Source organism: Vibrio sp. ES.051, assembly GCF_002563795.1.
Taxonomy (GTDB): Bacteria; Pseudomonadota; Gammaproteobacteria; order Enterobacterales; family Vibrionaceae; genus Vibrio.
This window is the reverse complement of record NZ_PDJL01000006.1, coordinates 313,521-326,605: the sequence shown is the minus strand read 5'-3', so window position 1 is coordinate 326,605 and position 13,085 is coordinate 313,521. Positions and strand designations below refer to the sequence as shown.

Annotated in this window: 11 protein-coding genes; 7 read left to right on the top strand and 4 right to left on the bottom strand. The window is 41.3% G+C overall.

Annotation, left to right across the window (positions count from 1 at the left end; genetic code table 11):
• Positions 1-5: 5 nt before the first annotated feature.
• From ATG66_RS18680 to ATG66_RS18670, 3 genes are read left to right on the top strand one after another with little or no spacing between them, the layout of a single operon-like run.
• Positions 6-410: a TerB family tellurite resistance protein gene (locus tag ATG66_RS18680; protein ID WP_098416710.1), complete on the top strand. Its 405-nt coding sequence runs from the start codon at positions 6-8 to the stop codon at positions 408-410.
• Between the two features lie 2 nt (positions 411-412).
• The gene (locus tag ATG66_RS18675) at positions 413-1,336 is read left to right on the top strand and encodes a DNA repair protein (protein WP_179885725.1); all 924 of its coding nucleotides are present in this window, start codon (positions 413-415) and stop codon (positions 1,334-1,336) included.
• A 9-nt stretch (positions 1,337-1,345) separates the two neighbouring features.
• On the top strand, positions 1,346-3,214 hold the full coding sequence (locus ATG66_RS18670) for a DNA repair protein (RefSeq protein ID WP_098416709.1): 1,869 nt from the start codon (positions 1,346-1,348) through the stop codon (positions 3,212-3,214).
• 37 nt (positions 3,215-3,251) lie between these two features.
• Here ATG66_RS18670 and ATG66_RS18665 read toward each other — a convergent pair whose 3' ends face one another.
• Positions 3,252-4,031 (bottom strand): ion transporter, encoded by a 780-nt coding sequence (locus tag ATG66_RS18665; protein ID WP_098416708.1) that lies wholly within the window; start codon positions 4,029-4,031, stop codon positions 3,252-3,254.
• Positions 4,032-4,362: 331 nt separating this feature from the next.
• Here ATG66_RS18665 and ATG66_RS18660 point away from each other — a divergent pair, with 331 nt between their 5' ends.
• The gene (locus ATG66_RS18660) at positions 4,363-5,016 is read left to right on the top strand and encodes a GGDEF domain-containing protein (protein WP_098416707.1); all 654 of its coding nucleotides are present in this window, start codon (positions 4,363-4,365) and stop codon (positions 5,014-5,016) included.
• Between the two features lie 630 nt (positions 5,017-5,646).
• On the opposite strand, the gene wecA is transcribed toward ATG66_RS18660, so the two are convergent.
• Positions 5,647-6,732, bottom strand: a complete 1,086-nt coding sequence (gene wecA / locus ATG66_RS18655) for a UDP-N-acetylglucosamine--undecaprenyl-phosphate N-acetylglucosaminephosphotransferase (RefSeq protein ID WP_098416706.1) — start codon at positions 6,730-6,732, stop codon at positions 5,647-5,649.
• Between the two features lie 183 nt (positions 6,733-6,915).
• Here wecA and ATG66_RS18650 point away from each other — a divergent pair, with 183 nt between their 5' ends.
• Positions 6,916-8,082: a nucleotide sugar dehydrogenase gene (locus ATG66_RS18650; RefSeq protein WP_098416705.1), complete on the top strand. Its 1,167-nt coding sequence runs from the start codon at positions 6,916-6,918 to the stop codon at positions 8,080-8,082.
• Positions 8,083-8,150: 68 nt separating this feature from the next.
• Positions 8,151-9,029, top strand: coding sequence for a UTP--glucose-1-phosphate uridylyltransferase GalU (gene galU, locus ATG66_RS18645; RefSeq protein ID WP_098416704.1), 879 nt, complete (start codon positions 8,151-8,153; stop codon positions 9,027-9,029).
• A gap of 296 nt (positions 9,030-9,325) precedes the next feature.
• Here the strand turns inward: galU and uraH are convergent, their stop codons facing one another.
• Both uraH and ATG66_RS18635 read right to left on the bottom strand, forming a co-directional pair.
• The gene (gene uraH / locus ATG66_RS18640) at positions 9,326-9,712 is read right to left on the bottom strand and encodes a hydroxyisourate hydrolase (RefSeq protein WP_098416703.1); all 387 of its coding nucleotides are present in this window, start codon (positions 9,710-9,712) and stop codon (positions 9,326-9,328) included.
• 339 nt (positions 9,713-10,051) lie between these two features.
• Positions 10,052-10,963 (bottom strand): LysR family transcriptional regulator, encoded by a 912-nt coding sequence (locus ATG66_RS18635; RefSeq protein ID WP_098416702.1) that lies wholly within the window; start codon positions 10,961-10,963, stop codon positions 10,052-10,054.
• 117 nt (positions 10,964-11,080) lie between these two features.
• Between ATG66_RS18635 and ATG66_RS18630 the strand changes: the two genes are divergently transcribed.
• Positions 11,081-13,072, top strand: a complete 1,992-nt coding sequence (locus ATG66_RS18630; RefSeq protein ID WP_098416701.1) for a CocE/NonD family hydrolase — start codon at positions 11,081-11,083, stop codon at positions 13,070-13,072.
• Positions 13,073-13,085: the final 13 nt, after the last annotated feature.

The window sequence follows — 13,085 nt, the reverse complement described above, 5'->3', positions numbered from 1 at the left end:
CAATAATGTATTTATCAGAACTAAACATAGGCGAAAAAAAGAACTTCCTTGAGTTGGCAAAATTTTCAATGGGGCTAGACGGAGAACAAAAAACGGAAGAACAAGAGGTTTACCAGTCTTTTGTGCAGGAATGTGGTTTAACGGAATACGAGCTGAAAAAGCAAGACAATATTCAATCAGTGATCAAAGTTCTCTCAAAAAGCAAAAATAAAAGTAAACGAATTGTCCTTCTTGAGCTTTACGGGATCCTATTGGCTGATGGTGACGTTAGTAAGGAAGAAAGTGACTTTATGACCGAATTGTCCAACCAGCTTTCTATCGAAGAGTACGAGTCTAAGAAGATTCAACGTTGGGTTTCTGCAATGAATGATATGGTCTCAGAAGGCTATGCAATGATTGACAAGGAGTAATGATGAGTTTTTTTAAGAGCGCTTATCGTTGGGCGGCAAGCAAATGTAGTGCAGTTAAAGAAAAAGTCTCTAGTGCAGTTCAACATATTAAGAAGAAGTCTGCCAAAGTTTGGAATGCTTTTACAGGCAAACACTATGCAGATGAAGCTGAAGCCATATATGCAGAAACGAAAAAACGTTACGATGATGCTAAGCAGGTCTACGAAGTCGCCGTTGCCGGTATATCAGCAAGTATCGAGGAAAAAATCAGTCAAATAAACGCGCAAAAATACGATATATATAACGTCCACTTCGAGCGTTTTATTAGCATTTCACGGCGCTTACATAACGTCACAGTAAAAGGTCAGCCTTTCGAAGAGCTTTTTGATAATGATATTTTAGAATCTCAAAATCAACGTGGTCTTAGGGCTAAAGCTTCTATCATGGAAATCGACTTCAACAAAATGGGGATGCTCGATACGCTCGGAATGGTACTGACACTTGGTATCTTCACCCGCAAGAAAGCCAAAGCCTCATTGGCCAATGCCAAACAAGAGCGTGAACGTATTAACGAAGATATTGCAAAGCTAGAAGCACAACAAAAACAGTTAAGCGTCATCAATGACTCTATTGATAATGTTGTCGTTTATTTCGACAAGCTGATCAAAAGCTACAGTGATCTCCTTGAGCGTTTTGAGTATGGAATACAGAGCCAACGTTTACATCAAATGAGCAATAGCTCAGATGTGTTTGCGCATAAACTCGACTTTAGACTTTTGCCTATTGTCCACTTAGAAGAGTTCCGAGCGTTGTTTAGTCTTTCTATAGTATTGAAGCAAATGGCGAATCTCGGCTACCTATCCGACACTGGTAAGCTGATAGAGAATGATAGCCAGAAAGCGAAAAACATATACGAATTCACTCAAGCACAGTCTTTGTGTGCATAAAGGTCCCGTATGAATCAGAACAAAGACTATGAAATAACCTCGTTTTCGAGTGAAGATATCATTAAAAAGCTTCAGGGTTGCTCACCATTACAGGCGAGCAAGATCTTGTTAGATGTAGAGCTTCACGACCAAAAAGATAGTTTAAAAGTCTTAGAAGATATTGAAAAAGAAATAAATCAAAGTCAATCTGGTATTGGTGACGCTCTTATTCAACCAATTATTTTAAGCGTATGTGATGGTTTTGTAAGGAGTTCTAAGCTGGACTTATCAAAAAATGGATTAACGGCAACGAGACTAGTTAATGAGATACAGCATTTCCGCTATGATGAGGCTCCTGAACGGGTCGATGATGCAAGACTGGAGAAGGAGCGCTTAAATTCGCACAGTGATAATCAAAGTGCGCAAAGAGGAAAGTACGATCGAAAGACGCTCGAAGATAAGGGAAGAATGACAGGGAGGAAAGACTCTTACTTAAATAGATACATGGAAGGACAAACGCGAGTATATAGTGAGTTAGAAGTCAATCCTAATGGAGTAAGGAAGGCATTACGCAAACGGAGCAGTGATTACAATAAAAGTCGTAAAAATAACGGGATAAATACTGCTCCTAGCGAGATGAATGTTGACCATCAAGTGCCTTTAAAGCACGCTTTTGACGCATATGGTTCTAGTCGTGGACTTACTAACGACGACTTGAAAGACGCGTTAAATCAAGACGACAACTACAAAGTCATTTCTGGCACCTTAAACACATCTAAAGGGGACATGTCTTGGTCAGATTATACAGACTGGGTTAATCAGGAAAAACAAAGAATTGAGCAAAAAAAAGGCGAAGGGAAAAAACTCTCGCAAAATGAAAAAGATTGGATTAAACATGCCCCGAGCGATGAAACTTTAAATAAGTCACTTAAAGCTGATCAAGTCGCCACTCAATCAATAGAAAAAAAGCTAAATGATTCAGTAGTAAAGAACTTAAAGAAAGACAGCACTCTTTCAATGAAATTGGGTGACGAATCTTATAAACAGGCAAAAAATGAATTGGAACAAAAAGGTATTGGTGAACTAATTATTTTAATAATTAAACCAATTTTCTTTGAGTTGACGGACAGTTTAAGAAATGGTGTATTAAGTGGTTTTGAGACGAATTCAAAGCTTGAAGCAATAAAAGCAAGATTTCATCGAGCTTATAAATATGTAATTAACAATATTAAAAGCATTGGCTTTCATGTTCTAAAAGACGCATTGAAAAATTTCATAAAATACTTCATAAATGCTGTGATTGAGTTATTTGTTGGTATGTTAAAAAGCGCGCTAAAAATTCTCACTGAAGGATTTTCGGCAATTATTCAATCGATAAAAATACTCATGAGCGATAGCACTCAGGCCCAAAAGGCAGATGCGATTACAAAATTGCTTGCCACTACAATAGTAACCTATTTAAGCTTTGCCTTTGAAACAAGCCTAGGCTCTTACATTGCCAATATCCCTATTATTGGTGAACATCTAAAAGAAGCAACGAGTATCATGATCTCAGGGATTGGTTCAGCTATAGTGGTCTGGATGATAGACCAGGCAGATATATTTTCTACGAAAGCGGACTTGAGGCAAAAAAGAGTCAAAGAAGTCTTTGAATTGCGGATCCGACAAATCAAAGAAAATACTGACGCTTTTGAAAACGCTTCTATTGAGAGACTGGCGAAAGAGAGACTACAATTCCGTCAGCTTAATGAAAAGCTAAATGATGCAGTTAAAAACAACCGAAATGTAAATAAAGAAGTAGAAAGTATTGCTGACTTTATGCATATTGATTTGAAAATAAAGTCTAGTGATGATTTCATGGCATTACTTGAAAATCACAGCACCTTAGAGATTGTTTGACTTTTTATGATTTGGAGCTCTTTTAAAAAGTGCTCCATCAATCGATCTTATATTTTATCTCATAAAGTAATTTTTTTATTTCTAGATTCTCTTGTCTTAACTGAAGTACTTCTTTCTTCAAGTCATCATTATTATCACTCACCAGCTCATCAACAAAAACTGCGTTTGCAAGAGATACCGCAATAAATCCGCCACAAACTAAAACAATAATAGTAAAAGCATTTACTAGTGCATGTAAGCCTGGCTTATTGATCTTGTCTATCGAGTCAGGCAGCTCTCCCCAGTTTTCAATGGTAAATATTTCAAATACTGTGTTTAGGGACGAAAGGGGGGTGCTGAAGTATTCTGGTACGGAGTTAGAAAAAAGAATAAAACCAATTAAAGAAAAAAAGCACAACATAGTAAATAATAATGCAAGTACTGCTTTAGAACTTTTTATCGCCCGAATCAACCCCCTTAGGATTTGAGAACCATTAGGGATGACTCTGAATATTCGAATAACAGAAATTAATCTAAAAATTCTAAGGTAAATGACGCTATCGACATCTGAAAAGGGGATAGAAAGGATACTGATAAGAAGTAAAAGCAGATCAAATTGGCATGCTTTATCTCGAATGTAAGTCCCCCATGATAAGACACCGACTTTGACAAGGAACTCAACGGAGAAGTAACCGAGCACAAGTAAGTCTATGTATTGAAAGAGCATCACATTATCTATCAGGTTTTGGACAAATAAAATGATCAATGAACTTATAATGACGAAAGCAGATAAGCGCTCAAGACTTTCTGGGTATATATCCTTTACCTTTGTATGCATGGTTAACGTTCTTTGTTGTTTGTAATCGGTCACAAAACTGATCTAAGGTGTCGAGTGCATATAATGCAATAAAATAATCATTACTCTTACAAGTACGGTCTATCTTATGACAACACGACGCTAGATGCCTACCTCTTAGATATGAGCTATGTATGTCACGGTGTTTTTCAAAGTATTACTGGGCGTTATATATCCTTGGCTTTGTAGAGAACACCCAGTCCATGGTTCAGAATAATATCAGAATTCATTGAAATATGCGCTTAATCTTGATGCGACACATAACGACGCATTGTCGAGTAAATTTAAATCGTCGACACTGAGAGGTTAAAGCATGAAAAATAACACGTTGTTTATACATATCGAAGGTCAAGTAACGCTTCCTGCTCCAGGGTGCAACATAATACCCTGCCAAAAATCAATATTACTCAATAAAATCTATGAGTTAGAAGCAGAGAAAAGTGTATTGATACAAAATATCGCAAACTTGAACACCCGATTGAATCATGATTATTTAACCGGATTGAAAAGCAGAGAGGCAGCGATAGAAACCATTGCAAACTGGTTAAAAAATCAAGAAATAAGCACCATTGGTATTGTATATATGGACATCGATAACCTTAAAAAAGTCAATGATCTTGCTGGACATGCTGCTGGAGACCAAGCACTAAATTACATGGGTAAAACGTTGAAGCAATGTCGACAGCCAGAATGTTGTGTTGCTCGTCTGAGTGGCGATGAATTTATTGCAATCTTACCAAATACCTCTGAAGAAGCTCTCGAGAGATGGAGCTTAAATGTTGAAAAGAACCTACGCCTACATGGTCCAATCAATATTAATGATCACAAGATATCAGTGTCAGTTTCTATGGGGCGTTATTTTTACGACAAATCATACAGCGTTCAGTGTATGTCTCCCAAACAATTGATAGAAAAAGCGGACCTTTCTATGTATAAATCCAAAAATAATAAAATCAACCATCTGTAATGGTAAGGAAGATTCCTGAGAAATGAGAAGGGAAATAACCAACGATGCATAGGATCTTAATGAAGCCTACCCTGTTGTTCAATGTATCACTTTATCACAGTCAAGGCGTATCTCCGTAAGGCTTTGTTTTGGTTCATCGCGGATTAGACGACGATGTTCCGTATGAATAAACTGTTTGGTGAGGAATTAAGTTTAAGAAATTAAAATGCCTAAGCTAATGAAATTGACGCCATGATAAAAGTGTTAAATAAGCTAAGAGGGTTAGTGTCAGCGCCGATTTAAAATTGACCCACCTGAATCAAACTATCCGTTCGTAACATGCCTAAACGATAGTGATCGTTTAATCATACCCGGATAAAAGGTTGAGTTCGGATTAAAAAACAAAGCCCGCCTTCGGTTCGGCGAGCGTGTTTTGCTTTGCTTTTAAGCAGTCTTAATTGGTGTTTTTATCAGTATTAAAAGCTAGGCACCGTTTTGCAAGAGGTGATGCTGCCAGGCTTATATTACATTGCAGTTTGATTGTCGATGCTTGGAAGTGTAAAGCCGCTGAATAGAGCCCCCCAAAAAATGACAGAGCACTTTCAACGATGCCAGCTTGCATATTCAAATCGTACGGAAATAGTGTATTTTCTAGGAAGCGTTTGGCGACTCAGCCGCTTGGCGCTGTTTTCCGAACTTGTTGCGAATAAAGCTCGTGATTTTCCAAATATACGCCAGTATGACGGAATAGATAACAAAGCAACCCATGAATAAACTAAACATCGTGAGTTCAGAGATATTGGTTGTTTCACCATAAAGACCAAAGCTTGCATACAACGTGGCGATAAAACAAATAGCAACCAATGTTTGTCTAGGACCCAGACCTAAGCGTTGGAAGATATGGTGTAAATGTTCGCGATCAGGCTTGAATGGCGAGTCTCCTCGGCGAATACGACGGATCATAATGGCAGTCATGTCCATCAACGGCACGGCGATAAGCCAAAGTGCTGTAACTGGACGCATCAAAGGCTCAGAGCCTTCTGTTTGACTCACTCCGAGTAATATCCAGATCACCGTAAATCCAATCATCATGCTGCCTGCATCCCCCATAAATACCTTTCGCTCTCTCCCTAGAATGCCAAGGTTCATAAAAATGTAGGGAAGCATGGCAACGACGATCACTACACATAAGTATGCAAGACCATGTTGGCTATCGACTTGAAGTAAAAAAGCCAAGGCACCAAAAGTAACAATAGAAAGTCCGCCAAGTAATCCATCAATACCGTCGACCATATTAAAGGCATTAATTGCGCCAATGACAGCGAAAATAGTGATCAAACTACCTACCCAGCCTAAAGAGATTTCACCGATACCAAACATATTGCCGAGGCTGTGAAGCTCAAGTCCTGCGGCTTTCATCATCACAATAGAGAGTAGTGCTTGGACGCCCATACGGATTTTGAAGCTAAGATCAATCTTGTCATCAACAGCGCCAATCAGAGTTAATAATCCAATACATAATAGATAAAGCCAGCTGTGTTTGATGATGTCGGGGTTAAAAGTCAGGTATTGTGCTAGCACTAAGCAAATTGATATTCCGCCGACTAAGGGAACGGCGCCATGATGGAGTTTACGGGCGTTGGGTTTGTCAACTAAGCCGACTTTTTTCGCCACTTTCCGCATTAAGAAGAGAGTGGCAAAAGAAGAGAAAAAGATAAAACTGAGTTCAAAGAACATAATAAAAGCCAACCGTTATTGTATATATTTGCGTAATTCTAGCCCATGTTAGCGGGGGTAAAAAGCTGTAGTTTCCAGAATCGTGTCGGCCGGTGGAGAAATTGGTTAGCCGTTGCATTGGTCAATAGCACAACAAATCTAATTTTGCTATTCTCTGGCAAAAATAAATTGAAGGATTAACCTATGAAAATCGCAGTTGCGGGGACCGGCTATGTTGGGCTTTCTAATGCTATGTTATTGGCGCAAAATCATGAAGTGGTCGCATTAGATATCATTGCTGAAAAAGTTGAATTACTCAATAAAAAGCAATCTCCAATTGTTGATGCAGAGATCGAACATTTTCTCGTTAACAAAGCGCTGAACTTTGTGGCTACAACAGACAAACAGCACGCGTATCAAGGCGCTGAATATGTTGTGATAGCCACTCCCACGGACTATGACCCGCAAACCAACTATTTTAATACCTCTTCAGTTGAAGCGGTGATTAAGGATGTGATAGCGATTAATCCAGATGCTGTGATGGTGATTAAATCGACAGTGCCGGTTGGTTATACCGCGCGTATTCGAGAGGAATTAGGCTGCGAAAACATTATTTTTTCGCCAGAGTTTCTTCGTGAAGGCAAAGCGTTGTATGACAACCTTTACCCATCTCGCATCATCGTTGGTGAGCGCAGTGAGCGTGCAGAAACATTTGCAGGCCTGCTAGTTGAAGGCGCTGTGAAAGAGGATGTTCAAGTTCTCTTTACCAATTCGACAGAAGCAGAAGCGGTGAAGCTGTTCTCAAATACTTACCTAGCGATGCGCGTTGCTTACTTTAATGAATTAGATTCTTACGCAGAAGCGCATGGTTTAGATGCTCGTCAAATCATTGAAGGGGTTAGCTTAGACCCTCGTATTGGTAGCCACTACAACAACCCATCGTTTGGTTACGGGGGTTACTGCTTACCAAAAGATACTAAACAGCTTTTGGCTAATTACCAAGATGTACCAAACAACATTATTGGTGCGATTGTGGATGCAAACCGTACCCGTAAAGATTTTATCGCAGAATCTATTCTCAAGCGTGAGCCAAAAGTGGTGGGTATTTACCGCCTGATCATGAAAGCGGGATCAGATAATTTCCGTGCGTCTTCTATCCAAGGCATCATGAAGCGTATTAAGGCCAAAGGCGTCGACGTCGTTGTTTACGAGCCGGTACTAAAAGAAGATGACTTCTTTAACTCTCGCGTCATTCGTGATCTCAATGAGTTCAAGCAATCCGCCGATGTGATTGTCTCTAACCGAATGGTTGAGGAACTTGCCGATGTGGCGGATAAAGTCTACACCCGCGATCTGTTTGGTAGCGATTAAGCTATTAAAATAAAAAGTTATAGCGGCTCTCTTCGTGAGGGCCTTTTTTACAGTTGGTGAATATTATTATGATTAAAAAATGTCTTTTCCCTGCAGCGGGTTACGGTACACGTTTTCTACCTGCAACGAAATCCATGCCAAAAGAAATGATGCCCGTGGTGAACAAACCACTGATCGAGTATGGCGTTGAAGAGGCCATCGAAGCGGGCATGAACGGCATGTGCATTGTGACTGGTCGAGGCAAGCACTCGCTCATGGATCACTTCGATAAAAACTACGAGTTAGAGCATCAAATCAGTGGCACAAGTAAAGAAGCGCTGCTCGGTGATATTCGCAGTTTAATTGATTCGGCAAGTTACACCTATATCCGCCAAAGTGAGATGAAGGGCTTAGGTCACGCGATTCTGACGGGGCGTGAATTGGTGGGGGACGAACCCTTTGCGGTTGTACTTGCAGATGATCTATGTGTCAATGAAGACAAAGGCGTTCTGGCTCAAATGGTCGAGCTGTATAATCAGTTCCGTTGTTCCATTGTCGCGGTACAAGAAGTGCCAGAAACAGAAACGCATAAGTACGGTGTGATTGCTGGTGAGGCGATCAAAGAAGACATTTTCCGTATTGACAGCATGGTAGAAAAGCCGGAACCCGGTACTGCGCCAAGTAACTTGGCGATCATTGGCCGTTATATTTTGACACCCGATATTTTTGAGTTGATTGAAAATATTGAGCCAGGTAAAGGTGGTGAGATCCAAATCACCGACGCTCTGATGCAACAAGCGCAATCGGGTTGCGTGCTCGCGTATAAATTTAAAGGCCAGCGTTTTGATTGCGGCAGTGTAGAAGGCTACATTGACGCGACAAATTATTGCTATAACAACCTTTATAAGCAAACTTCCAGCGCGAAGGTAGCGGAAAAGCCAACGGTGAAAATTGCGGAACTGACGTAAGGTACGTTGCTAAAAGAGCCCTTGTCTCACTTCAGTCTCGTAAGAGTGATAGGGACTCTGAGTGCGGATATGTGGTTGCGATTTCTGCGGTTTGCTAAGAAATCTGTTTCTTTTCGTTTTCTAAGATGTAGACGTCGACTGCTAAAAAGCCTGCTACTTTGCGTAACAGGCTTTATTGTTATGAGTTTCCAGCTTTTTGGAAGTGAAGTTATTACTCTATTTTTTAGACAGGAAGTCTCTGTATTTATAAATGTAAAGCATGTCTGTCAATCAGATAGGATAACTTTAAATTTCCCTTAATTTCCGCGATAAGTGGAGTAAGCATACGGACTCAGTAGGAGCGGGATATGATAGTGTGAGTCTTTATTTTCTACCTTAAAATCAACTGGGATGCTGCTGTAGAAAGAGTCGGTGTTTTGATTTTCGAAAAAATCCCCAACGTTAAATTCCGCTCGATACATGGTACCTTCGCCAAAATCGAACTTTTTGATTCGTCCGTTTTCATCTGTTGTTTGAGTTGCAAGAAGTTTCCATTGTTCTCCGGACTTCTCGTAGAATTTGACTTCAATATTTGTACCTGGCAGTCCTTTGTTGGTATCTAGGACGTGAACGCTAACATCAGCGAAGACAGGGGCCGCGACTAAAGAACACAGTGTTAGGATCGAAGTTTTTAGTATTTTCATATATTTGCTCCTTTTGCTATGAATGATGATTATTCGAATTTACAAGACCGACAGCCATTCTGTTTTCTTTCATTAAACTAAAATAATTTATCGATTTTTCTGTGCTCGACCTTATTCGTAGGCATGTTCCGATACGGTCGATGCTTGAAATTTAGAGGTTGCGAGCATTCAGCCAGGCCCGAGCGGCTTGATGCTGAGAGATGGATTAATGAGAAATTCCAGAGGCGTTTATCTCTGTTTTTTATTCATACGTGCCATGCTTGGAGCACATTAGCAAATTATCGAGCGGGTATTTATTGGTGGGATAAATTTGATGTAAATGAAGCAAAATGTCAGTGATCACACCGGGGCAATTTGAGACGTAACCCAATTGATGAGGAGTTTCGCTGCTTCGTTTTTTTCTTTATTTGATACAGCTAAAAAATACGCCTTATTTTCATATTCAATGGTAGGCGTTAGCGCAACCAATTGTCCCGATTCGAGTGCATCTTTAACATGCCATTCGGTTACAAGTGCCACCCCTCCGTCGTTGAATGCCGCTTGAATCACCGCCACCTGATCTTCCACAAAGAGAATATCATCAGATATGTCGTATTCCACCCCTAGTCGATGACAAAACGATTCCCACCCTTCCCACATCGGTAGTTCTTCTTTCAACATGATCTTCCACTGCTGCAAAATGGAGCGAATATCTTTGTCAACCAATCGTGTTTCTACAAAATTAGCGCTTGCCACTAGCAGTACGCGATCATGGAAAAGTAGATAATTGTCGCGATTCGAGGTATCGACACTGGAATAAAAAAATGCCACATCAAAATCATCATTTTCGTCAACCTGAGTACGTTCATTGTTGACGATAAGATTGATCTGGATGTTTGGGTAATGTTGACGAAAATCTTCAAGCTTAGGTAATAACCAAAAATGCAAAAAGCACAGGCCTACCTCAACGTTGAGTACGATAGTACTGTCCTCTTCGCCAGAAAAACGCTGCGTTCCTTGTGCAAGAATATCAAGGACTTGACGCGTGGTTTCCAGATATTGCTCACCCGCTCTCGTGACCACGGCACCAGTACGAGTTCGATGAAACAGCTTAACTTGAAGTAACGCTTCGAGCTGTTTTATCTGCTTACTTACTGCGGCAGTAGAGACAAATAACTCTTCGGATGCACTGACAAAACTCCCCAATCTTGCGGCAGATTCGAACATGATTAGGCTTCCCGTAGTCGGGATCGTTTTGCGGTCTATTGGCATTGTTCCTCAAAGAGCATTAACTAAAAGTTGAAGCTAGCTTAACTAATTAACGTTTTACTGGCAAATCTCACACCGTAATATAAAAAGTGAAAATTTATGAATAGTTAAGGAGATTGAATGAAATCCGTAAAAGAGATTCATCACGATTGGCTTACCCTGCCCGACGGTACACGATTAGCGTTTCGAGCATGGATGCCCGATGATGCCGACTCTAAACCGGTACCTGCCATTTTAGAATTTTTACCTTATCGAAAAAATGACGGCACGGTGATTCGTGATGAAATCACGATGCCTGAAACTGCTGCGCATGGTTATGCGTGTATTCGTGTCGATTTGCGCGGTTGTGGTGAATCGGAAGGTTTATTTGAAGATGAGTATTCAGCCCAGGAACTGCAAGATGGTTGTGACGTGATCGACTGGATCGCTCGCCAAGCGTGGTGTGATGGTAGTGTCGGCATGGTCGGTATTTCCTGGGGTGGGTTTAACTCGCTGCAAATAGCTGCATTACAACCTCCCGCTCTCAAAGCCATCATTACCCAGTGTTCTACCGATGACCGTTTCCGCGATGATATTCATTTTCTAGGTGGCTGTTTGTTAAACGACAACATGGATTGGGCCGCATTTTTCTGGGCGTATGCTCAAGGTCGTAGCCCGGATGCCAAATTAGTTGGCGAAAACTGGAAATCAATTTGGCTTGAACGTTTGAACAAAATGCCATTTTTGGCCAAACCATGGATCAGCAATCAAACGCGAGGTGATTACTGGAAACACGGGTCTGTGTGTGAAGATCACTCAAACATCAAGATACCGGTCTACGCCATCGGCGGTTGGGCAGATAACTACCGCAACACCGTTTTTTCTTTATTACGCAATTTAACCGGTCCGAAAAAAGGTCTGATTGGTCCTTGGGCGCACAAATATCCAAACATTGCTTATCCAAATCCCAAGATGGACTATGTGACAGAGTCTGTGCGTTGGTGGGATCGTTGGTTAAAAGGCATTGAGAATGGCATTGAACAGGAGCCTGAGCTGCAATACTACCTTCAAGAGAGTGTGCTGCCGAGCAGCGATTACGAAATGCGCCCAGGTAAATGGGTCAGTGAGCCTACTTGGCCTTCGCCTGACACAACACATTGCACTTACTATTTAGGCAATAAGTCTTTGTTAGACACTCCAAGCGACAATCCGCCTATTTCGATTCGCTCGCCGCAAGATGTCGGCCTAGATGGCGGCCGCTTATGTGTCGGCATTCGTTTAGAGATGGAACAGCCGGCGGACCAGCGCCATGACGATGCTGGCTCATTAGTGTTTGAAACGGATACGCTAAGTGAGGATCTGCCGATCGCAGGTCAAGTCAAAGCGCAGCTCTCTTTGGCCAGCTCCGCGCCTAATGCGCATGTAGTAGTGCGCGTTTCTGATGTGCATCCGACCGGGGAAGTCACGCGAGTGACGCATGGCATTTTGAATTTAGCGCACCGTGATAGCCATGAGTTTCCTGAAGCATTAGAGCCTGGGCATGAATATCAAGTCGAGGTCCCACTTTATCATATGGCGTATGTGGTCCCTAAAGGACATAAACTACGCGTAGCGATTTCTACCGCTTACTGGCCATTGACTTGGCCGTGTGAACATGACGCAACCTTAACACTCAATCCAGCACAGTGTTCGATTCAGCTTCCACTGAATCACACGCAAACCCCGACGGATCGTGTTCCTGCTTACAGTCGAGCAGTGAGTTTTGATGGTGAACAACGTACCCCGACAGACAGTCAGCGTGTGGTGCATCGTGATTACCAAACCGGGATCACGACGCTTGAAACCTATGATGATTTTGGGTGCCAGTACTTTAATTCGTCTCAAAGTGAAATTGATTTTGATATTCATCAGTTCCTGTCTATTCATCCTGAAGATCCTCACAGTGCGAAGAATGATATTCGTCTTCGAGTCGATATGGGACGTGATGGTTGGCGTACCGGCATTGAAGCCCAATACGTGATGACGTGCGATCAGGAAAATTTTTACATTCACGCGCACTGGACCGCCAAGCATGATGATGAGGTTATTTTTGAAAAGTCTTTTGATGAAACCATTGAACGTAATTTTATGTAATCAAGTTTACAGG